Origin of the sequence: Gimesia aquarii (genome assembly GCF_007748195.1) — a bacterium.
In the GTDB taxonomy this organism is placed as follows: domain Bacteria; phylum Planctomycetota; class Planctomycetia; order Planctomycetales; family Planctomycetaceae; genus Gimesia; species Gimesia aquarii.
Genome location: NZ_CP037920.1, coordinates 4,165,181 through 4,188,374 on the forward strand (window position 1 = coordinate 4,165,181; position 23,194 = coordinate 4,188,374).

20 protein-coding genes are annotated in these 23,194 nt (G+C 42.9%); 4 read left to right on the plus strand and 16 right to left on the minus strand.

Annotated features, from left to right (window positions below):
• Nucleotides 1–143: 143 nt before the first annotated feature.
• Nucleotides 144–1,286: a hypothetical protein gene (locus tag V144x_RS16055; RefSeq protein ID WP_144986135.1), complete on the minus strand. Its 1,143-nt coding sequence runs from the start codon at nucleotides 1,284–1,286 to the stop codon at nucleotides 144–146.
• Nucleotides 1,287–1,822: 536 nt separating this feature from the next.
• On the opposite strand from V144x_RS16055, the gene V144x_RS16060 reads away from it, so the two are divergent.
• Nucleotides 1,823–2,764: a dienelactone hydrolase family protein gene (locus tag V144x_RS16060; RefSeq protein ID WP_144986136.1), complete on the plus strand. Its 942-nt coding sequence runs from the start codon at nucleotides 1,823–1,825 to the stop codon at nucleotides 2,762–2,764.
• A gap of 24 nt (nucleotides 2,765–2,788) precedes the next feature.
• Nucleotides 2,789–3,916 (plus strand): M20 family metallopeptidase, encoded by a 1,128-nt coding sequence (locus V144x_RS16065; RefSeq protein WP_144986137.1) that lies wholly within the window; start codon nucleotides 2,789–2,791, stop codon nucleotides 3,914–3,916.
• Nucleotides 3,917–3,926: 10 nt separating this feature from the next.
• Here V144x_RS16065 and V144x_RS16070 read toward each other — a convergent pair whose 3' ends face one another.
• On the minus strand, nucleotides 3,927–5,090 hold the full coding sequence (locus V144x_RS16070; RefSeq protein ID WP_144986138.1) for a hypothetical protein: 1,164 nt from the start codon (nucleotides 5,088–5,090) through the stop codon (nucleotides 3,927–3,929).
• Between the two features lie 325 nt (nucleotides 5,091–5,415).
• Between V144x_RS16070 and V144x_RS16075 the strand changes: the two genes are divergently transcribed.
• The gene (locus V144x_RS16075; RefSeq protein WP_144986139.1) at nucleotides 5,416–5,694 is read left to right on the plus strand and encodes a hypothetical protein; all 279 of its coding nucleotides are present in this window, start codon (nucleotides 5,416–5,418) and stop codon (nucleotides 5,692–5,694) included.
• Nucleotides 5,695–5,800: 106 nt separating this feature from the next.
• Here the strand turns inward: V144x_RS16075 and V144x_RS16080 are convergent, their stop codons facing one another.
• Nucleotides 5,801–7,117, minus strand: coding sequence for a Gfo/Idh/MocA family protein (locus V144x_RS16080; RefSeq protein WP_144986140.1), 1,317 nt, complete (start codon nucleotides 7,115–7,117; stop codon nucleotides 5,801–5,803).
• A 326-nt stretch (nucleotides 7,118–7,443) separates the two neighbouring features.
• Here V144x_RS16080 and V144x_RS16085 point away from each other — a divergent pair, with 326 nt between their 5' ends.
• Nucleotides 7,444–9,048 carry an N-acyl-D-amino-acid deacylase family protein gene (locus tag V144x_RS16085; protein ID WP_144986141.1) on the plus strand — a complete coding sequence of 535 codons (1,605 nt, stop codon included), beginning with the start codon at nucleotides 7,444–7,446 and terminating at the stop codon, nucleotides 9,046–9,048.
• On the opposite strand, the gene V144x_RS16090 is transcribed toward V144x_RS16085, so the two are convergent.
• The 13 genes from V144x_RS16090 to V144x_RS16150 form a co-directional block, all read right to left on the minus strand.
• Complete coding sequence (locus V144x_RS16090; RefSeq protein ID WP_144986142.1) at nucleotides 9,036–9,407, minus strand: response regulator transcription factor; 372 nt, start codon at nucleotides 9,405–9,407, stop codon at nucleotides 9,036–9,038. The two genes, V144x_RS16085 and V144x_RS16090, sit on opposite strands and share 13 nt — an antisense overlap.
• 66 nt (nucleotides 9,408–9,473) lie before the next feature.
• On the minus strand, nucleotides 9,474–10,577 hold the full coding sequence (locus V144x_RS16095; protein ID WP_144986143.1) for an HD domain-containing protein: 1,104 nt from the start codon (nucleotides 10,575–10,577) through the stop codon (nucleotides 9,474–9,476).
• A 140-nt stretch (nucleotides 10,578–10,717) separates the two neighbouring features.
• Entirely contained in the window at nucleotides 10,718–12,928 is a 2,211-nt protein-coding gene (locus tag V144x_RS16100; protein WP_144986144.1) for a prenyltransferase/squalene oxidase repeat-containing protein, read from the minus strand.
• 152 nt (nucleotides 12,929–13,080) lie between these two features.
• The gene (locus V144x_RS16105; RefSeq protein ID WP_144986145.1) at nucleotides 13,081–14,505 is read right to left on the minus strand and encodes a neutral/alkaline non-lysosomal ceramidase N-terminal domain-containing protein; all 1,425 of its coding nucleotides are present in this window, start codon (nucleotides 14,503–14,505) and stop codon (nucleotides 13,081–13,083) included.
• A gap of 35 nt (nucleotides 14,506–14,540) precedes the next feature.
• Nucleotides 14,541–15,299: a HesA/MoeB/ThiF family protein gene (locus V144x_RS16110; protein WP_144986146.1), complete on the minus strand. Its 759-nt coding sequence runs from the start codon at nucleotides 15,297–15,299 to the stop codon at nucleotides 14,541–14,543.
• A 50-nt stretch (nucleotides 15,300–15,349) separates the two neighbouring features.
• Nucleotides 15,350–15,628 carry a MoaD/ThiS family protein gene (locus tag V144x_RS16115; protein WP_144986147.1) on the minus strand — a complete coding sequence of 93 codons (279 nt, stop codon included), beginning with the start codon at nucleotides 15,626–15,628 and terminating at the stop codon, nucleotides 15,350–15,352.
• Between the two features lie 12 nt (nucleotides 15,629–15,640).
• Nucleotides 15,641–16,363 (minus strand): ABC transporter ATP-binding protein, encoded by a 723-nt coding sequence (locus tag V144x_RS16120; protein WP_144986148.1) that lies wholly within the window; start codon nucleotides 16,361–16,363, stop codon nucleotides 15,641–15,643.
• Between the two features lie 65 nt (nucleotides 16,364–16,428).
• Nucleotides 16,429–17,373: an ABC transporter permease gene (locus V144x_RS16125; protein WP_144986149.1), complete on the minus strand. Its 945-nt coding sequence runs from the start codon at nucleotides 17,371–17,373 to the stop codon at nucleotides 16,429–16,431.
• Nucleotides 17,370–18,953, minus strand: coding sequence for a molybdate ABC transporter substrate-binding protein (modA, locus tag V144x_RS16130; protein WP_144986150.1), 1,584 nt, complete (start codon nucleotides 18,951–18,953; stop codon nucleotides 17,370–17,372). Before modA ends, V144x_RS16125 begins: the two co-directional genes overlap by 4 nt.
• Before the next feature lie 33 nt (nucleotides 18,954–18,986).
• Nucleotides 18,987–19,676 (minus strand): ABC transporter ATP-binding protein, encoded by a 690-nt coding sequence (locus tag V144x_RS16135; RefSeq protein ID WP_144986151.1) that lies wholly within the window; start codon nucleotides 19,674–19,676, stop codon nucleotides 18,987–18,989.
• 10 nt (nucleotides 19,677–19,686) lie between these two features.
• Nucleotides 19,687–20,967: an ABC transporter permease gene (locus tag V144x_RS16140; RefSeq protein WP_144986152.1), complete on the minus strand. Its 1,281-nt coding sequence runs from the start codon at nucleotides 20,965–20,967 to the stop codon at nucleotides 19,687–19,689.
• A gap of 60 nt (nucleotides 20,968–21,027) precedes the next feature.
• Entirely contained in the window at nucleotides 21,028–22,290 is a 1,263-nt protein-coding gene (locus tag V144x_RS16145) for a hypothetical protein (protein ID WP_144986153.1), read from the minus strand.
• Between the two features lie 412 nt (nucleotides 22,291–22,702).
• Nucleotides 22,703–23,164: a peptidase associated/transthyretin-like domain-containing protein gene (locus V144x_RS16150; RefSeq protein ID WP_144986154.1), complete on the minus strand. Its 462-nt coding sequence runs from the start codon at nucleotides 23,162–23,164 to the stop codon at nucleotides 22,703–22,705.
• Nucleotides 23,165–23,194 lie beyond the last annotated feature (30 nt).

Genomic DNA, 23,194 nt, shown 5'->3' on the forward strand with positions numbered 1-23,194 from the left:
TGTTGTTATTCCAGTCGGATCAATCTTTTACCATTTTTTTATAGAGAATGTGAGTCTACCATCATGTTTTTGTTTAAATATTCGACTCTGTAACGATCAAAAATATTACAGTTCTAGATAAAGAATATTATTGGCTTTCGTTTTCAGCGATGGAGTGTTTGTAGACAGATTGAGAGCTGCCTAATTAGATAACATGCTCGAAGCGATGTTAAGAAAACAACACAAATTACAACAACGGAACACCAAAAGGTTATTGAAGAATTATCAACGAAAGAACGAGATAACAACCAACTTAGTGCTATGACAGGAAATACTGACGTCGAAGCAAAAGTTAAAAACTTGCTCGAGTTGTCAGAAAAGAGTGCGATCCAAGGAAAGTTATCATCAATTTCTCCAACCCTCTCTACCAATTTAACAGCATTTGATAGATGTGAGATAAAACCAAATAAGACACCAAGAATAAGAAGAGGTGCTGCTAGTTTTGCACTATCTTCATTGATAGAAAGCCCGAGCACGGAAATCGATCTGGATTTACCAGAGAGCTTACGATCTATCCATAATAAAGCAGCAGATGGTGTCAACGTTTTTATATCTTCCCAATAGATTTGAGCATTTGATTTCCGGCTAAATATTTTTAGATCGTTACTTTCCAGAATCTTGTCAGGAAAGATTACTTTTCTAGATAGAATATTTATGGTCATTTTGACAGGACGAGGATGATGCTTATTTCTATTAGTAAATTGAATGATTTCTTTTCCAATTGTCATGCTTTCACTTAGCCTAGAAAATTGAATCTCTTCATTCGCTATCTTTTGAATTTTGTCTTGATACTGGGAGAGTTTGATGTTTTCCTCCTGCAATGCAAATAAAAGTTTTTGATTTTTTTTGCTAATGTCAGTACCTGCGAATATTGATTCTTCCGCATCTCCAAAAATGGTATCTGCCTTAGATTCAATTAAAATGTCAGTCATATAACAGGTGCTAAGTTTATACTTTAATACATTTAAGCTTTCTTCCGGAACAAGTTTCGCCATTGCGAATGGTAAGCCAAGTTCACTACGAATTTTGTGGTGGTGATCAATTTGTGCAAGGGCTTTTGCAGTATCCCTACTTGGATCTCTGGACATACTTAGGAAATAAATCAGATCTTTTACATCTGCACGAGCAGCTAAAAGCTCATGCGTATCTGGAACTTGTGGTGCTACTGCAAAAACAAGAGTGGCGGCACAAATCCCCAAGTAAGTCCTATGAATAAATCGTAGTTGTCTCAGATGTTCTTCGGTCATAGCTATCCACTTCTCATTCCGCTCATGTGACCTTTTGGGTATGAGTCACATTATTAAAAGTAGGGTTTGTCTTGTGATAACTACATTTAAATCTTGATCTGTGAATAACCATATATTATGAGTTAATTATTCACCACACTCAATGGTTGTTGATTTATATATCATCCCCAATTCAGCCTGTCTTAGAACTCTATTACCAATTGAGTGTGTCTTGTGACATACGAACTATTTCCGTTATTGCGACTCTTTCTTCACACATGCATTAGCAAAACGATTATTCTACTTCAAACCGGTCTACGATTTTTCTATGTCACATAAATTTAGAAAAGCAGGTTTCCTGCAATGGTTGAGAGCCGAAACAAGCATTTTCAGATGACCAATAAATGTAAATTCATCAAAGACAACAGGAAAAGTGAAGATGAATCAGATCTAATAGTATATTCAGAGTAATTTACTTTAACATAAAGGTTTCAGAGGGTATAAAAGAGATGATTAATCATTCAAAATTGATTGTTTCACTCTACGGAGTATGACTAATGGCAGCCTTGGATTTTCAGGACAAGTTATTGCGGTGTTTAGGTGGTGAATGGCCCAAACCACCTGCACTGAGTGTCATTTCACGAAAAACCATTCAAAAGCAAGGCTATCGTATTGAGTCGCTCACCTATGAGGTGGAGCCTGGCGACGCGATTCCCGCCATGCTTCTGATTCCCGATACGGTATCTCCAGCCCATCCTGCACCGGCTGTTGCTGTCTGGCATCAACATGCAGGTCAGTATCATTTAGGGAAAAGTGAACCTGCTGGTTTAGCAGGGAATCCAATGCATCATACAGGTGCCGCATTGGCTAAAGAGGGATTTGTCGTTTTATGCCCTGATGCCCTTTGCTTTGAAGAGCGCCAGGATCCCAGTAAAAGACTAAAGGCCGGTCACTATGAACGGCATGAATTTCTGCGATATGTTGTCGCTGGCAAATGTATGGCCTGGAAAAATATACTCGACATGAAACGGGCGATTGACTTTCTTCAAAGCCGGCCAGAAGTCATCGACGAAAATATTGGCTGTTATGGACACTCAATGGGTTCAACACATACCTGGCTAGTCGGTCCCTGGGAGAAGAGAATCAAATGCCTGGTCGGAAACTGTTGCCTACCCACTTATCGTGGGATTCATCGAGAGCACATGCTGCATTGCTTTCCAAATTTTATCCCAGGAATTTATGAATTCGGTGATACTCCGGATATTGCCGCTCTCATTGCTCCTCGGCCGCTACATTTGAACTTTGGTGAATTAGATGGGGGTAGTCCCATCGAAGATGTGCGGGACGGTGTAAAAATAATTGCAAACAATTATGCGACCATGCATGCAAAAAAGAATTTCACTTATTATATTGAAGAGGGGGCCGGGCATGTGCTCTCTCCTAAAATGTGGGAAAAGACCCTGTCACACTTTCAACATCATCTGAAGTCTCAATCATAAATATTTCGACTCTGGAAATCATAAATGGATGCTCTCAAATATACGAAAGAACTTGTTGCGTTTGAATCAACGAGTTGTTACTCCAATCTGGAAGTCAGTGATTATGTGGAATCGACTCTCAAAGAACTGGGATTTGACATCGAGCGTCTGGAATTTAACGACCCCAATGGCATTCGCAAAGCGAACATCATCGGACGTAAAGGAACAGGCAAGGGCGGTCTAGCCTATTTCGCTCATACGGATGTGGTTCCCGCTGATCCCTGGTTTACTGATGAGTTCACTCCTTTTACCCCGACTTTAAAGGAAGATAAACTTTACGGTCGGGGAAGTTGTGATATGAAAGGCTCCATCGCTTGCATGTTGTCGGCAGCGAAACAGTATGCCGACCGTCCTTTGAAACAGCCACTCTATATTACATGTACCGCTGATGAAGAAGTTGGATATCATGGTGCACGGAATGTGGCCGAAAAATCATCCATGTACCAGGAAATGATTGAAGGTGAGAGTCATGGAATCATTGGTGAACCCACACGACTGGAAGTTGTTTACGCACACAAGGGAACCTATGGTTTCCAGGTGATTTCACATGGTCGGGCGGCGCACTCAAGCCTGAGTACTGGTATTAATGCCAATCTGGCAATGATCCCGTTTCTCGTAGAGATGAAAGCACTCTACGAGGAATGCATGTCAGACCCTCGCTGGCAGAATCAGGAATTTGATCCTCCCACCAATGGCTGGAACATCGGAATTAATGACAGAACGGCCGCAGTCAATATTACGCCGCCACAAAGTATCTGCACAGTTTACTTCAGACCAATGCCAGGACAGGATCCAGAAGAACTGGTAACACGTGCGCGAAGTGCTGCTGAAAAATGTGGAGTAGAATTCCAGTTCAAATGTGGAGGCCAACCGGTCTATACTGACCCCCATTCCCCATTCGTGAATGAAGTGCTGAAGATCGCGGGTACCGAACGCGCAAAAACAGTTTCTTATGGAACGGATGGCAGCATGTTTCACGAACTGAAAAACATCGTTGTGTTTGGCCCGGGAGATATTGGACAAGCTCACACCCACGATGAATTCATTGAATTAGGTCAGTTGGAACAAGGGACCCATAAATTTGGTGCATTGATTGAGCACTACTGTTTGTAGATTTTGCTTTTTAAGGTTGATCAGCAGGTTTTGGATTATTAAAAAGCTCAGGATCAAATGGATCTTCCGGTTTGGGTTGAACCATTTCTTCGATTTCCGCATCTGTTAATTTCTTTGGCTCAAAACCGGAAATTAAAGAAATGTCTCCTTTTAAAGCAGCAGGAGCAGCTTCCAGCTTTGCCTGTTTCACAGCTGACTTACCCCAATTAGGGTCCAGAAGATTCTTTTTCGCCTGACCGTGTCGACGTGCTGCACGACGTGCTAAACGCTCCGCCCGCAATTCGTCTTGCTGGATGCGATCAGCCACAACTTCTGACACCCATTTTTGGAGAAGCTGCTTCTGTTTCCGTGCAGCATGTCCGGAAAATACGACCATGCCACGTTGGGGGTGTTCTTTCTCTGGCTTCACCAGTAACTGACTACGAGTAGGATCATCTAAATCAATCCACCGCAGCACTTCTGCTAGATTTCTTTCTGCATGAATTCTGTGATTTCCATAGCGTCTACTAATCTGAGTCAGGCGAAATTGTGATTTTGTAGCACTACCATGACAATTCGCATTACCACATTTATTTGAAAGAATGGGTTGGATTTTTCGAACAAATATCGCTGATTGCTCCCGCGAGATTCCTGTTAATGAAGTTGCTTCCTCAGAGCGTTCCGCCTGTTTTTTTAGTATCTTCTCCTGGATTTTTTGGTTTACCGTTAGTCGATTCGTGGATGAATCTCTCATCAATCTCTGTAACATTAATTGTGGCTCGGATCGTTTTGGCTCAAGCCTGATTGCGTCCTTCAACTCAATCTTGGCTTCCTCGTATAACTTGTTTGTAATACACCAGCGAGCCAGATTGAGATGCGTATTTGCTGTTGGAAATTTCATCGATTTCCTCTGCTTCAAATAGATCTCATGCAGGTTCTTCGCTTCAAAGACTATATCTTCATAGGGAACCAGTAGACTTCCAGAGGGGTTTTTCACCAAATATCCACCTGCACCTTCACTGATGTGACCAGAGAGCATCCGACCACTTTTCATCAACAAAAGCGTAACTCCACTGGCTTGTGGTTTCTCTTCTGCAAAAACCAACCAAGCATCACTAAGACTTGCCAAAACCAGGCAAAAAGGGACCAGACTCCAAAAGAACTGGTAAGTGAAATGATATGGTAAATTCTTCATATTAAATTGAATAACAGGTACTTAAGGAGATATTGAGAAACCGAAGCCAAATCAGGCGATTTGACTTAAGTAAATGAGCTAACGTGACTTAAAATAATTGTGGTAGAAATGAGGTTGATTGAGGTGGGAGAGAGTCATTCTTAAGAAATGACATAATAAATTCTTACTTTTAGGTCAAGACAAGTTTTGTTGACTGGCACTATTGAATATCGCAACTGAATACGACAGTGAAAGCTGACAGGTTGATTTCAGTTAGGAAGAAGCCAAAATAGATTTTGATTTCTATCTTGAAAATCAAATTACTTATATCTTTTAGGATGACTTCATGAGCGATGAATGCCAAAGCTTTGAACAATTTCTAGGCCGGGAAATTGTAGTAGATCTTTCCAGCCTGTATGTGATTGCGGGAACTTTGGTCGGGCAGGACCAGCACTATCTCATCCTGGAGAATGCTGATGTGCACGATTTAAGAGACACTGCTACAACCCGTGAATTGTATGTGCATGAGATAGGGCTACATGGACTGGCTGCGAATCGGAGCAGGGCATTGGTTTCCAGAACCGAAGTCGTCTCGCTTTCCGCACTGGACGATATTATTCATTGAATACTGACACTTAAACTTCGAATTAAAAGCTCAAAAACAAAAACCCCGCAGAACAAATTGCCCTGCGGGGATTATAATTTAACGAATTGATTCAACTACTGCCAAACTAAAGCGACCAACCATCTCGGTAGTCACGTGTCAAAAACTTATTGGCTTCTGGAGCATTCGTGAATTCCATTTTTTTAGGATCCCATTCAAGCTTCTTACCAGCACGAATGGCAACATTCCCTAACAACGTCGTTTCGGTTAAACGGCTTGCATAGTTGAAGTTGGACATGGCAGGATCTCCACCTTTGCAAGCAACTACAAATTCTTCAAAGTGACCGGGCGAACGCGGTAGACTTTGCTCAGGTTTTTTGAAGTCCTTGAATTTGTCTTTTGGTAACAGCACATATTCTGCGCCATAGTCATCTGGTGTGTATAGGTTTCCTTCATCACCAACTAAGACAACTCCACTAGATTTCATTTTCTCACCCATTAGAAGTTCTTCAGGTGGCTTGTTACCGCCGTCGTACCATGTCAATTTCAACGGAACAAGATCGCCACGCTGACCGAATTCATAAGTAATCTTTGTCGATTTCGGATAGGTTTCGTTCTCGATCATCCCTTCCTGTTCTGCTTCCACAGTCAGCGGATCATAAAGATCAAGCGCCATCACATGCATGTTCATCGTGTGACAAGCCATATCTCCCAAAGCACCAGTTCCAAAATCGAGCCAGCCGCGCCATTCAAACGGATGATAAAGCGTACTGAATTCACGATAGGGAGCAGGTCCCAGGAAGAGATCCCAGTGGATATGTCTTGGAACGGGTTCTCCTTCTGGTGGACGATCTACACCTTTTCCCCAAACCGGACGGTTCGTCCAAACATGAGCTTCGCGTACATTACCCAACACACCCGAGCGAATCACTTCCACCGCTTCACGAAATCCATTTTTAGCAGTACCCTGATTCCCCATTTGTGTCGCTACCTTATGTTTGTTGGCAACTTCGCGCATCATGCGGGCTTCATGAACTGACCAGGTTAATGGCTTTTGTGTAAAACAGTGCTTGCCTTTTTTCATCGCCATAATGCTTGCAGGAGCATGTGAATGGTCGGGAGTACTAACAGTGACTGCGTCAATCTGATCTCCCATTTCGGTAATCATTTCCCGATAATCATTAAACTTTTTGGCTTTGGGATAACGAGCAGCCGATTTTGCCAGACGCTTATCATCAATATCACAAATGGCAATCAAGTTACCATGCTTCGCAGCACTTGCAGAATCACTTGAACCTTTACCACCGATACCAACTGATGCGAAATTGAGTCGCTCAAGGGGTGATTTTTCTTCTGCAAGCAGGCTCTGACCACCCACCCAAAATGCAGCACCTAGTGCCGATGATTGCTTAATAAACTCGCGGCGAGTTGAACGTTGACTCATGAAGTGCTCCTGTTTGAAAGTTCTAGAGTATTCTTGTTACGCCATTTTACTTTTGTCGGTTAAAACATTTCACAACTTTTACGAATATTACATCAGAAAAGTCTTATTTATTGTAGTTTCTGCAGGAAGGAATGAAAACAGAATAACAGGTGAAATGAGAATCATCGTCAAATCACAAGATCTGGGATGACTTAATAAGGAGCTCTAAATTATTTTGAATTATTACTCCAATGAGGCTTTTCTCCCGGTCATAAAAACGTCAAAGTAAATTAGTCTTCCAGCGCATCCTTCCTGCAATACTCCTCAAACCAAATGCCAGATGACTCATGAACACCAACGATTCCCTTTCTCAAGATCCAGATTTTGATGTACTCATCCAAGGTGGTACTGTAATTGACGGTACTCGGGCCCCACGATACCGTGCAGATATCGGCATCAAAGCAGACAAAATTATAGCAATTGGAAATCTGGAACATGCTTCCGGTTCACATTCAATTGATGCCCGGAATAAAATTGTCGCCCCTGGCTTTGTGGACGTGCATAATCATTCCGATAGCTGGTTACTCAACACCCCCAACTTTATCTCTAAAACATCACAGGGATTCACAACAGAAGTCATTATGGCTGATGGAATTTCTTATGCACCTGTAGATCGATGCACGGCTGAAGACTGGATTTACTATTTGCAATCTCTGGATGGTCTATTCCCCGAAGAATACACTGGGTGGGAATCGCTACATGAATACATGAGCCTGATTGATGGCAAAAATGTTCAGAATGTAATGACACATCTCCCTTATGCAAATTTGCGTTCGATGGCATGTGGCTTTGGTCGCCAAAGAGTTGATGACTTTCAAATGAAACAAATTTGCTGTGAAGTCATTAAAGGGATGGAAGCAGGTGCTGTGGGGATCTCAACAGGTCTCGATTATATCGCTCAATGTTTTTCCACAACTGAAGAAATCATAGAGGCCTGTCAGGCCATGTCGAAATATGATGGTCTCTATGTTTCTCATGTAAGATATAAAAAGACTTTAATTCCAGCGATCAAAGAAGCAGTGGAGATTGGGAAAAGAGCAGGGGTGAAAGTTCATATTTCACACTTAAAAGGACAACATCCAGGGCAAGCGGAAGAAGCATTAGAGTATATCGACAAAATAGCACGACATGAAGTTGATATTTCGTTTGATGTTTACCCTTATCAACCAGGTTCCACAATGCTGCATTTTTTACTGCCTTATGAAGTATGGGAAGCAGGACCGCTCCAGGCAGTAGAAAAACTCAAGCAACCGGAATTGCAACAGCGCTTTCGGTACGGACTGGATAATTATTTATTAGATATCTCGGCCATTCAGATTGCCTGGGTTCGCAGTGAAAAAAACAAACATCATCAAGGAAAGTCACTAAGCCAATATGTGGAAGAGTCGGGACTCTCACAAGAAGAAGCTCTGGTCAACCTTTTGATAGAAGAAGAAATGGCAGTACTTTTAGTATTCAACATGGGCGATGATCGACTGGTCGACCCTGTTCTACAACACGATTTATATATGATGGGAACAGATGGAATCTATATGGAAGGGGGAATTATTCACCCTCGCCAATTTGGTTCTGCCCCACGATTGCTGGGTCCCTGTGTCAGAGACCATCATCTATTCTCACTCGAAGATGCCGTTTATAAACTATCGGGAGCGGCAGCCCACAGGTTTGGTCTCGGTAAGCGAAGCCAATTAAAAGAAGGTTATTTCGCTGACGTCGTTATCTTCGATCCACTCACCGTTCAGGATCACGCCACCTATCAGGATCCACAGCAATTTTCATCGGGAATCAGCCATGTGATATCTAATGGAACTCCCATCGTTCAGGACAATTCTCCGCTCACGATTGAGACAGAAACACTTCCCGGACGTTATTTGAAGTATCAACCTAAATAAGGTTTTAATCGAGAAACCGTTTCAGGGTTCTCATATTCGTTCTTACCAAATCCGTACTCCGCGCCAGCTTCAACTGCTTCATCCTGATACTCGGGGTAATTTGAAACAAGCATAAAATAACTTGATTTGATTTCAGGTAAACTCTTTATTTTCCGGATTAATTCAATTCCATCACTATAATCTGCATCCAATTTTCGGTTCACCGTAACGAGGTCATAGGGATTTTGTTTTAACTTTTCCAATGTATCTGCTTCAACGTCAGATTGATCTATTTCAACATCAAAATGACTTGTCAAAAAATGGACTAATGAATTGGTATCTGGTACACACTGGCCTACACTCAGCACACGTTTCGTCATCGAGTTAATCCTAAATAATTTTTGAGTAATTCCAAAGAATCCATAGACAAAACCGGTTTCTCCGACCTAACCGCAAAGTCGAGAGACTTCACGAATTGAATCTAGCGCATCATCAAGATCCGGTACTTCCACTCCAGGCAGACGCCCGGCTTGATCACATTCTTCCAGCAACAAGAGATCTTCATAGTTTTCATTCGCCATTAATCGTCTTCTGGCACGAGCACCAATTGTTCCTGCTTTTATTGCATGAGCGTCCATATGGTGTTGTATGAGCCAGGCTGTTCGCTCCGAAATAAAGCCATCCAATGCTTCTAATCCCGCTTCAACATGGTTCTGAGCATCAATTGCTTTTCCAACATCATGTAACAAAGCCGCTAATTGAAATTCTTCATCGTAAGGTTGTTCGTCGTAGGCCAGATCATAAACCTGTAAACTGTGATACAGTGCATCTCCTTCCGGATGATATTTACGTGATTGTTTCACACCTGCCAACGGAATCAACAACATACGATAAATTTGAAAGCGGTCTATATTCTGTTCTACCTCTGCTAACCGTTGATCCAGGTCGATGCCGGGATACTCCTTCAATAGAAACTGTTCAAATTCTGGCAACGTTGCTCGTTCGATTTGTTTACCGGTAATCGAACACTTAAAACCGTAACTTGCCCGCTCAGTTGGGTAGAGTGTCAGTTCGACTGCATATTGATCCTGGATATGAATATGAGTAAAAATACGCTCTTCACCATGCTTTTTAACAGTTTTATGTTCTACACGATAGTCTATGCCTTCATCGTCAAGTTGTGCTGTCACAGCCTCGCAACTGTGTGAAAACACATGCAGGTCAATGTCAGATCCCTGACGAATATGCCCCGTCAAAGTACTTCCGATGATTTTGGGACGGTAGGCATTCAATAACCGCATATATCTCAACGCTTGCAGGCGCATCGAAAGTAGATTCTGAGTACGGGTGTCTCCTTCAAACGTGCAGGCGAACCGCTGAATTTCATCTCGTATTTCGCGATTGCTTGGGAGGTCGGCAGGCTTAACCCAACCTTGGCACACTTTCCTGGCGGCTTTCATTTTGGCCCGATAATACTCAGTCTCCTGACGGGAATACATCAGTCGTGCCGCTTCGAATACAATCTGGCGGCGTAATTTGCTGGTGTTCATTAAAAACCGGTGAACTTCCTCACCGTCGAAACGAAAAAAAGGGAGAGCGATGCATGATCCATAGACAATCCCAGATCATCGCTCATCAAGATTTTAGTCTCATTGATTTGAAAAACAACTTCGCTTTACTTCAAAATCAATCACTTTGCTTCAGCAACTTGTTTCTGTTTCCATTCGTTATACAGAATACTACTGCGAAAACGGCTAAAACCAGGACCAGCTCCTACACTCGCTGGTTTCGCCCCCAGATCATATTGTCGTGCTGCGACTTTCGAATCCTCTGAAAGTTCCCAGTCTTCGGGTCGATACCGATGGTTAAAGGAATTATTGGAGCGACGTAATACAAACGAAATCGTCTCTTCTAACGAAGTTTTTTCTTTATTTCCCCAAAAACGATCCCAACTTTTCGCATTAGTAATACTTGTGTCCGCCTTACCATTCATTCCGAGCCATTTATCGACATCATAGACATTTCCGTCACCTTCAAATGACCGACTTTCTTTCGATGATTTCTGTGATAAAAGTGAGAGTCCCAAGTTTTCAACCTTATATGCAGTATGGTCACTCATGATATGAATATCTTTGACAAACCGCTCGAAATTGAAAGCTTCTAAACCCTGAATTGTACAATGCGAAAGGTTAAGATTAATACTGCCTCCGACAGTCTTTCCAGAACTTTTGAGCACAGAGAAAATTTTCCTTGAAAAAAGGACTGAATCATCAACTGTTAATGTCTGTTTTCCGGTGCCTTCTATTTCAAACGCAGCGCGTCCCCCTACAAAAAAACAATTCGTAAACGAAGAATCGGTGGGGGATAAGATCTGAATTGCAGCCATCCCTTTGTTATTCTGTTCGGAGATGGAACAATTCAACATTCTCAGATTTCCACCATTTACAACCACGGCTGCCCAGGGAATTTCTTTCCCAACTTCTGGTGGATCAAACTGAAATGAGATACCTTCGATTGCGAGTGTTCCCTTTGAAACACGAATAATATGTCTCACATTTGGATCACGTTCGGGACGGGCTCGCAATCCTAATTTATTGCGTCCTCTGGAATAGACAAAAACAGGGTCATAACCAAAACCAGCTTCGATTGTCAAATCCTTATCAATTTCGACATGAGGGATGCGAAATGGACCATCGCCATTAACGCGGATTAGATCTCCTGATTTTGAATCTTTAACAGCTTCTGAAAGTGAAGCATATTCAGGCTTCTTATCCTGAGTGAAGATTTGAAATTTCTTTTCAGGCTCCCCATTCAACATACGAGATATATCACTTCCCAGGTTCGCTTTCCGCAAGAAAAGAATGGCAAAAGAAGTGTCGGCAAGTTTGCCACGTGAATTTTCCCAACTCCCATCCTCTTTCTGTGTTTTGATGAGTACATTCGCGCCTTTTGAAAACCAATCCGTGTTTCCCAATTTTTCCAAACCTAACAATACGCCCACACGCTCCGTCGACCAGAGAAAATAGCGGGCTGAAGAAGTACTGATTCCTGCGGCATACTTACCGGCCATTTCCAGTCCTTTGGCAAAAATCGGATCGGAGATCAACGTTTCTCCTTCCTTTTGAGTTTCTGCTCTGGACTCTCCTTCTTCCTCTTCCTGTTTTTGCATAGATTTAATTTTGGAAGCGCGAGCTACTGTCAGACAAAATAACCCTGCGAGCGTCATTGAATTCCTGGAAGGTTCTGCCTTTTCTTCAGTGGGAAGACGATAGGACCACCCACCATCTTCGTTTTGAGTTTCAACAAAACGTCTGGCAACCCCGATCATCGATTCTTCGATATCAATATTGGATCGGGAGGCAGTCCATAAACCTAACACAGCAAACTGAGTACAACTATTATCTCCCGGTGACGTCCCCAGTTTGGGACGTGCTCTCGGATTATTAAGAGTACTTGATGCGACTATCGGACAAGAATAGCTCCAACCTCCCGTCGTTGTCTGACCGGCAATCAGACGCGCTGCATACCTTCGAATCATCGTCTTGTCTTCCCGGTCGCCGATACGGGAAAGTAATAATGTTGCCAGTGCGAGATCGTATGTCGATTTTAGTTTTTCTGACTCTTTAAGAATAAATAGTCTGCCTTTTTGGATAAGTGGATCATTGACTGGTACCCCGTTCTCCAGCAAAGCAAGCGTACAAAGCGCAGTAATTCCGACCGGATGTCCTTCATATTCCCAGCTTCCATCATCTTGCTGCTGTGACTTTAGGAACTCCACACCTTTTAAGCGAGACTCAGTCACTTCTTGGGCTGTTTGTGCCTGCACTCCAGAAGTCAGCACGACCAGTGAGATGACAATCATCAAAAGAGATACGATGTTTTTTAAAGCGCGTCGTAACATTAAAATCTACTCCAGGCGAAAACGAACAGACCTTTTGATCTCGAATTCTTAAATACTAATTTACCTATTGTAAATATGAGGTTTAGTAAAGAAAACGCAAAAAACTGTTAATTTAGATAAAAGTACTACCTAATAGTTGTGGTCGGGCTAATTTATTTGGCTGCTTTGCGGGCTTGCTTTGTCAACTCAACAATTTTGGAGACCACACGTTTTTCCACGGAACCAGTAAAGGGACCAGGATACGAGGTATAAGTCATAGCCCCACCTCCTTCATAGCCTCCCTCTTTCAAAACGCGAAGGCTTGGTAGATACCCAAATACATTATTGGAATAGCCGGCAACCCAAATGATTGGTTCGACATTCTCGACAGCCACCAAATCTGTCTTCAGATCTTTTTGCAGACGAAGTGAGTAATCTACGACTGTTTCACCACAAATCGCGACCAATGTTAAATCTGATCCAAATTGTATGACCTGTAAGGGAAATGCATAGCGTGTTTGAATCCCTCCACGCTCTTCTAGCTGGGCTAATAGACGATCTGCGTGACTCTTTTCATATTTATTTCCCCGTTCCTTCTGTTTCAGCAGTTCTTCACGAGTGGGAGGAGTCGCAAATTCCAGTACCACATCATCCATAGCCACTCCCAACGGGCCATGAATCGTTCGTGGTTGACGCACAGACAAAGCCACCTCAACTGCATTTGCAAGCGCTCGTCCATGTTGTTTGGCCAAATCTAAAGTTCGACGCGGGTAGGGATTTTGATCGCCACCACAACCCATCATAAATAAAGCCACCATCCCCGGATGATCAGCTTCGAGATACTCCTGAGCGAAGCCTGCATAATCACCACAAAACTGATAAAAACTGAGTGTCGTATTATGACACGCATATCCAAAAAGCGCTGCCATAATTGAACCATCAGTCCGTCTGACACTCAATACTGGTACTCGTTGATCGACGGGCCCTTGAGGATGGGGGCTATTTCTCACTCCTTTAGAAGTTGGCAAACGTCGATTCATAGCGAATCCTGCTCGACCATACGAATAATTCAAAGTGACTGGTTCAAGATTTGGTAACGTTTTACCTATGGTTGCGATGATTTTCTTGACTAAAGCTTGAGTATATTCTCGTGCTTCAGCCCCACGATCCCCTCCCAAACCTCGACGTGTTGCTTTTCCTTCACGCAATTCGGGACCGCAGTGTGTATGAGAAGCATTCATCAATAAAGCTGCCGCAGGGACTTTGAATTCGGACTCTAACCGAGCTGCGATAGGATCCCTTAACGCGGGTGTAATTCCAATCAGATCCGTAGTAACAATTACCATTTTTTGCCCGTTCATATCTTCAATAATCAGGACTTTAGCAAAAAGGTCATGAACTTTGCCTTCAGAGGGTTTATTACGGGCGGCATACCCTGACATCCACATCGATTTTTCGGGTGTAATCACAACAGATGTCGCGGCTGCCCGCCACTCGGTTTTCTGTGTTGACTCAGCAGACTGTAACAGGTCCTGAGTACCAAAGAAACAACCAGTGATCAGGACAACAACAGTCAATCGTCTCCAAAACCTTTTCATAAGATCCCCCCCAGGGTCGTTCACTTAAGCGAATTTTATACATCTATTTTTTTACAAACAGAACATTCGGATCGACGCAAAATACGATTACGACGGAATGTCATATCACGTAAATCAAACATTAATAACTGGTTTGTCAGGGGTTGCCCCAAACCAGAAAGCAGCTTAATGGCCTCCATCGCAGCCATACAACCCACTGTTCCTGAAACAGCACCAAAGACTGGAAACTCTCGTTTCCAAGCCGGTGGATCATCTGGATACAAACATGCTAAACATCCTGTTTGGCCAGGCACAAATGTTGTCAGTTGTGCTTCCAAGTCATACATGGCACATTCTATCAATGGCTTATTTTGTATCACTGATTGCTGATTCATCGCATAGCGTTCAGGGAACAGGGGGGCACAATCTACGATCAAGTCTACTTGATCAACGATTTCCTCTGCATTCTTTTCAGAAATATTCTCCGGAATCGCTTCGACTTCTAAACGAGGATTCAGTTCTTTCAGCCGTCGTTCCGCCGATTCGACGCGTGGTTTCCCTAACCAGTCATGCGTCATTAACAATTGGCGATTTAAATCGCTCGGCTTTACATTTCCCGCATGAGCAATAACTAATTTACCCACTCCTGCTGCTGCTAACTCATATGCGACCACACTTCCCAAGCCTCCACAACGTGAGACGAGAACTGATGAGTTCTTTAATTTTTCCTGACCAAGTTCACCAAATCCCGGTACCCAGATTTGCCATTCGTATACTGCTCGCTCTTCATCTGTCAGGGGAGAGAAACCAGACATTGCATCTCCAATCGCGCCTTATGAATTAAGTGATGAAAACAGGTTTATGATTAACCGCCTGAAATTGGTGAAAGGATTGTTACGACCTGATCAGGTTGTAAAGTCAATGATTCACTCCATAATACCTGCTGGTCGGCAACAAATAACAGAATCGATGGATGGAGTTCTCCGGAATCAGGGAACAACATTGATTTCAGATTTGATTCATGTTTTTCTGAAACTTGTTTGACAAGCTCCTGCAAAGTACATCCATCCTTTACTTGAAAGTCTTCGCGACTCTGTCCAACAGCTTTTTTAACTTGTGCCGTGTATTCCACAACAATGTTCATCTTAATCAGCTTTCAATTCGGCAAATTCTCTGGGGCAGGATTCGATTGCTGATGCTGTTTAGTAGTGAGTTCCGATAACTCACCTATGTTTTGAGACGAAAGGTGTTGAATCACACCATCAGCAAGTTGTAACTTAAGATCTCCTAATCGATCAGACTCAGATAAATTGTGAGTAATATGCAGTGTTGTCACACGCGTCATATGTTGAACATCATTGAGTAGCTTACACATTTCCGCACGTGTTGATTCATCTAATGCGCTTAATGGCTCATCGAGACACAATATCGCAGGCTTAGGAGCAAGTGCGCGTCCGAGTGAAACGCGTTGTGTTTCTCCTCCACTTAAACCCACTGGGGTACGATTCAACAATTGAGTAATACCTAATAGACTTGCCAGTTCTTCGACACGATCATCAATCTTTTGTTTGCTCCATTTTCGTAATTCTAATGCAAACGCCAGATTATCTCTCACTGTCATCGTATGAAACAAAACACCATCCTGGGGGACATAACCAATTTCACGTTCAGCCGGTTTTGCGTGAGTGACAAGTTTTCCATTGAGATGGATCGTTCCGGAAATCACTTTTTTTAAACCGCAGATGGTTTCCAAAATTGTAGTTTTTCCACAACCCGTCTTACCCATTAAAACGGCATATTTTCCATGTGGAACCTCAAAGCTAATATCTTTCAGATTGAAATCGCCAACTTGTACACAGAGTTTGTCTACGCGAATCATAACTCTTCTAATCAGATACAAAGTATCCCGACCACCGGCCTCTCATCACTTTATATTTTCAAATGCTAAATGCCCGCACCACGAGTCAAACCAAACATTCTGGCAATAACTAACACGATTAAAGCAGAAACAACCATAATGAGCGAAGCAGCAACGGCTCCTTCAATATTACCAACAGTGAGTTCTAAAAATACGGTCGTCGGCAGAACTTCTGTTTTCATACGTGTGGCACCCGAAAAAATCAGAATCGGTCCGAACTCTCCCAGAGAACGAGCCCAGGCAAGCGTCGCAGCCGCCAACAACCCTCGATATGCCTGGGGAAAGACAACACGCCAAAACGCTTGCCCACGATTACAACCAAGTGTCAGTGCCACCTGTTCATAACGCGGTCCTATTTGATCAAATGTTACTCTCATTGTTCTGACCGCAAAAGCACAGGCGACCATAAATTGAGCCAAAATCACACTGGGTATTTCGTAAGTGACTCCAATGGGTGTCCCAAAAATCAGTTTTGTCATTTTACGAATCGCGTCATCGAGAGAGTCGCCCGGGGTGAGATAGATTTCTTTGCCAAATCTAGCTTCTGAAATCGATTTCATCAAATCATTCACCCATTCAAATCGAGGAACCTCAACTTGAAACAAAATCAATAAACACAAACCGATCACGAGAGGAGGTAACACGATGGGAATATCCAAAACGGCGTCAATAAATGTTTTGCCCCAAAAATTGTGACGCGACATTAAATATCCAATTGGAACAGAAACCCAGAGAGAAAGAATAGTTGTGATGGAACATGAGACCAGACTAAGCCAAATCGCATACCGAATTTCTGGCTCAGCAAATGCGCCCCAGATATGATCAGGAGTGGTGTAGGTCGTCTCAGCCAACAACATTGACACAATCAACAAGATATAAATCCCGCTGATTGCAATAAAAATGAAATAGAAGGGAATATCAGAGCGCAACTTGAACGTCTTTGAATGATCGTCAGATAACTTCTTAGTCATAGCGACTCCGGAGTAATACGCCAACGAAACCCTTTAGATTCAAACATGGCGCGAGAAGATTCCGAAGTTAATTGATCGACTAAACGCTGCATCAAGTTGGGATATTTTGTGGAGTTCAAGATTGCAATCGGCTGCTCTGCCATTGGTCGTCCCTCTTTGATTTCGACGACATCCAGCTTATCAGAGACCTTGGAAATGTTAGCACGGTAAACAATAGCTGCATCTAAAGAACCGGTTCTCAACTGATTGACCAGTAGATCAGCTGTTGGCGTGTTTGTTTTCACATTAGGTTGAATCGCATCATAAAGACTTTTGTCTTTGAGTCGGAGTGGCCCTAATAATTTTTTCGTCAATGCTCCGAGTGCACTTTGCTCATGATGAGCGATGCCCACTTTGAGATTTTCACTGGCCAAATCGTAGACAGACTTAATTTTTTTAGGATTTCCTTTTTCGACGATCAGAATCATATCTGTTTCTGAAACGGTCAATGGCAGGGAAAACTGAGGTTGAACCTGTACCATGTAAGATGTATCACAGGCAAAATAAGCATCGGGGCGCTGACCACTGTTAATTTGCCCTACTAAGATTCCACAACCATTATAAACTACATTGATTGAGACACCTTCACGCTTTTCAAATTCCTTTAAGGTATCCTGTATTGCCAATCGGTTGACACCTCCGCTAAATAAAAGAATTTCAGGGTGTGGCTCCCAAGCATCGCCTTTTACAGTCTGATATCCCATATCGGAGAATTGTTTCTGCCCTTTTTCCTTTGCCTGTAGATATCGAGCGAACATTAATGCCTGCTGAGGTTTTTTAGAGGAAGTTAAAACACCAACAGTTACGTTTTTTACTGCCTGAGAAAGCTCAGGAACTTCAACGATCTCCGCTTGATCACCATGTTGATTCACTGTTGCATCCCAGACAATTCCGGCATCGACAGTTCCTATCAGGATATCGTTCGCCACTTCAGACACGGTTGGCTTAAAAACTCGTGCAGACTTTGAAATGCCATCCCACTTGTTGGATTTTTCTAATATCTTTTTTGTCAGTTTTCCAACCGATGCTGCATCGGGATTTGCCAAGGCGAAAGTCACTCCTTCTTTTGTCAGATCATCGAGTGACTTGATGTTTTGGGGGTTGCCTTTTTTGACCATAATTACCGGATGTAACTTCGCAACAGGAATCGCTTCTTTGACAAGATCTTTTTCACGGGCAATATCGATATAACTGGTATCTGCCGCTAGATACAAGTCTCCCGTTTTTGCAACTCGCAAGTTACTCAACAATGTACCAGAACCACCATATTGCAATTTAACAGGCACACCATATTCTTCTTCCGCAAATTGTGCTGCAGTAGCTGCCACCGGAGGTTTGATTCCTGCAGCACAGTACATAAGCAGTGACTCATCATCAGTATTTTCTGATGACTGTTCTGGAGAAGCATAAAAGAGTAGCCCCAGCATGAATATCAAAAGAATAAAAGACCCGCCCACAAGCACCAACCCATTATTGAGTTTTCCGCCTGGAAATGTGTATCGATCTATAGAATTCGAGTTCTGACTGCGTAATTGCTTCATTACGTCTTCCAACAAATATAAACTGGTTTTCTCTTAAGAAGTCATCAATGTTTCGGTTTCTTCACTGGGAATCAGTCGGCCTTCTTTGATCCCCAGTACTTTTTGAGCAGACTTTACAGCCTGATCATCATGTGTGACCATCAACACACATCCGCCATCTTTTGTAAACTGATTTAAGGCATCGAGTACAATTTCGGAATTTTCCGAGTCCAGGTTTCCTGTGGGCTCATCAGCCAGCAAGACTTTAGGTTGATGGAACAAGGCTCTTGCCAACGCAACACGTTGTTTTTCCCCCGTACTCAATTCAGCAGGTGTATGGTGTAAACGATGTTCCAGACCAAAATGTGAGATCAATTCAGTAGCATGTTCTTTTGCCTGCGGGAAGCGGGTCGCTAATGCAGGAGTCAGAACGTTATCGAGCACATTAAAATAGGGAACCAGGTGAAACTGCTGAAAAACAAACCCGATATGAGTTGAGCGAAACCGGGCTCTTTCATCATTGGATAATTCATAGGGATTGGTGCCTTCGATTAATACACGACCTGAATCAGGACTCAATAATCCTCCCACCATTAAAAGCAAAGTTGACTTTCCACAACCACTGGGCCCTTTTATCGCAAGAAACTCACCGGCATCAACTGTCAGACTGATCCCATCAACGGCTCGTACTTGTTCCGCACTGGATTTGAATGACTTTGATAACTCTATTAATTCTAATAGCATACTGCTTCGATTACCCTTCTTGCAGAATTGTGGCAGGGTCCACTCTTGTTGCCAACAATGCGGGTACCCAACTGGAAAGACTCGCCAGAATTGGCGCAAAGACCAAGCTGAGTAGTAACCACCGCCCTGAAAACAGCACCTCTTCGGGATTGACTGATGCTGGCAAATTTCCCCAAGTTACGCCAATACCATATCCAACAAAGTATCCAATTAATGCGCCAACGAGACCAATCACAAATGCTTTGATGATAAAAATCCCAAAGACTTGGACAGACCGCAAACCAAGTGCACGCAGTACGCCAATCTCGGTTGAGCGTCGTCTCACATTTTCTAATGACAGAAACCCAATCCAGGCGCCGCACCCCAGCACCACTAAGGGAACAAGCACTGCCGCAAAATCGGCATGACGCTTAATCATCTGTAAACGATTCGTTTCTTCCTGTTTAAACGCTGCCACCGCACTCGCATGTGCCTGATTCCGAGCTTCTGCCCTCGCAAGAGCAGGAGGGCCTCTTTCAATGATCTGCGTTCCAGGAAGGATTTTCCCAATTTCATCACGAATCTGGGCAACTCGATCCTTCGCTTTACAATTGCATTCTAACGCTAGAATAGCATTTACCAGGTTTTGCATACCCAGCAGTTCTTGCGCCTCTTCAAGATTGATCCAAACAGTACTATCATCCGCCGTGCCACGCTCCGGATAACATTGAGTCACTTTGAAGTTCTTTCCCATAAGTTGAGTCTGATCACCAGGCTTCAGGCCTAACTTCTTCTGTATCTGATAGCCCATCACCATCGTACCTTTAGGAACTAGTTGCTGAAGCGGTTTTTTGAGAGCACGATGCAAAAGTGGCACTTCACCCCGCGTTCCGGTTAAAATGACGTCACACTTTTTTTCAGGCCAGGTTATTTTTTTAGCGACCATTGGTAGCAGGTGATTAACGGTTACTATCTTTGACTCAGCCAGCACTTTCACGTTTTCTTCTGGCATTGATCCCGAGACAATCCCCGTGAGATAAAACTCATTTAAATCCTGATTCGCCGGCAGAATCAGAATATTAAATCCTAATCCTTTAGTAATTTTCCGCATCGCATCTTCGAGTTCAGCACCAGCCTGTTTGACATCCTTCGCTTTCTGTTCCAGGATAAACGTTGTCTGAATTTCATCTGCTTGCAATAGTGTTAAAGATGCTATTAAACAAGCAACAGCAACTACAACCGAAGCTAATCCCAACAAAAAATTGATCTTGCGATGCTGCATTTCTTGAATGATGAGTCGGAATAAAGACATAACCGAGATTCTTTTCACTTATCAGGAATTGGAGATACCAAAACAGCTAAATAGAAAAAATTATTTTCGAGCCATCATGAAATAGCTTGCTCCTAAAACGAGCAAGATCATCAATGAAACTATGATTAACAAATTCTGCATGAGTGAGTTGCTCTGAGTCTTTTCAACAGAATCAGATTGGATTGTACTCATTTTTTCCGTGTGATCAGAAGGTAGAGGTGAGGTTGTATTGCCAGTCGCTTCGCCCGTTAATGAACTTTGAGGGTCTTTTATTTGGGTATTTTCAGACTGAGCATTTTCCTCATTCGAACCATTTTTGAGCATATTAGATGATTTCACGGATTCGGCCTTTTTATTTGTCTCACCAGAAAATCCAATCAGTCCTGTTAAAGGAGGTAGCTCTTTTTCATCTTGTGTCGTTGGAGATACCAGTTTTTCCCAATTCACGGCCATCAGTAAATCTGTTCCCGGGTTTTGATCTTTCACTTGGCATGTGCAAGGTCCCGTTAAATCTCGACACGCCTGTTCAATGGTCCCAGCATTGATTCCCTTACCAATCAAAGCATATAAAACTCGTCCTCGTCCAAACACAGGAAAGGCCATCGGCTCCTCTTTGAAATCTTTCAAATCATTTTCGGTGGCCAGCAACATTTTAGTGAAATAGGCTTCCGCAGAATCTTCACGTGAGCATTTTTCGACACTAAATTTCAACTTCAAACTATCTGGAGAAACGCTGACTAAACCTTGCTCGATATCAGCCTCTTCAATTTCAGGCAGTTTCAGAGTTTTTTCCATTCGCTTGAGTTCTTTGCTCAATAGCTCAAAAGCCGCTTTATCTTTTTCAGAATTGCCACTTTCCAGGAATACCCAAACAGCAGTTTGACCATCGATCAGTTGTTTTGCGACATTTTGTCGCAGAGGAGAATTAATTAATCGAACAAGATTTTCTTCAGTCAATTCTCCGGAAAGGAAACCCTCTGGAACAGGAGCGGGCAGGGGAGTGCGTACTACCATTAACGGCAAAGTTTCTGACTTTTGCTTTTTCCAGAGTTCAACATCTTTCGGATCCGGTTTCGAGTCTAAATTAACCAATTGAAGCTCAGCGTTGGCTGACTTTTGAGTGATTGCACCTTCTTTATTAAATAGTGAAACTATTTTTTGATGCTCTGGGCTGAGAGAACCGCGATAGAAAACAACAACGCTATATTTATCAGCGGGCCAACGTTCCAATGCATAACGAAAAACGGGAACTGAACAAGCCCAGATCACTGTTGCTGTCAAGAGAACACTAAGGACAGCCAGGGTTGCTATGAACCATCGCATGAATAAACCTTTCGAGGAGGGAAAGTATCGTCGGGCGGGTTGATGAACTTATCGAGTTTCTGTGATCAGCTAACCACAAATCCCGAAACACAATTCAGTTAATACTATGATGACATAATGTTATCTAATTGTGAAGAAAGGATGATTTCAATAGCAAAGTTTTATTTGAAGTGATTGAGAGTCAAAAAAAGACACTTTTGTCACTTTACCCACCCTCACTCAAATACACATGTTTACACCATCTCTCAAAACAAAGATAGTCATTGTTTAGAGCTACTTTCGAGAAGGCAATCAATAACCTAAATAGAGATGCCCTCTCGAAACGTCGCTGGCTAGAAGTCGGTTGAATGCAAATCAAAGAAAGCAAAGTGTCAAATTTCGCTCTGCAATTTTTTTAATCATTTCTTGCTGGTCAATTCTTGCTGGTCAATTTAAGGTCAACAGGTTTGCCAGGAGCAATAGTCGCCTTTAATTGGGAGTGGTCATAATCAGAATATTTACGAGGAAGCTGTTCCGTCGCCGGTGATTCAATCGGTGGTGTGGTATCTCCCTCAGGTACAGGAGACCCATCTGGCATCAATCGGTAGCTCACGGTGACTCGATAATTTCCAGCCGGAAGTCCTTCTCCACCTCGACTATAAATCACATTAAACTCTCCTCCCTCTTTTGTCCTAGCTTCTCCTCCCACTCCTGGTGTACTTTCCACAGGGATAAAGTGGAGATCGGCATTCGCCAATGGCTTTTCATTCAACGAAACCGTCCCCATCACAGCAGTTAACTCTGGCCCCGGATCCTGAGTCCCACAGCCAATCAGGAAACATAAAAAAATGATCAACACAACAGGCAAGAACGGGGCACACTTATTCGTCTCCATAAAGCACCTCTTACTTATTTTGAAAACTTA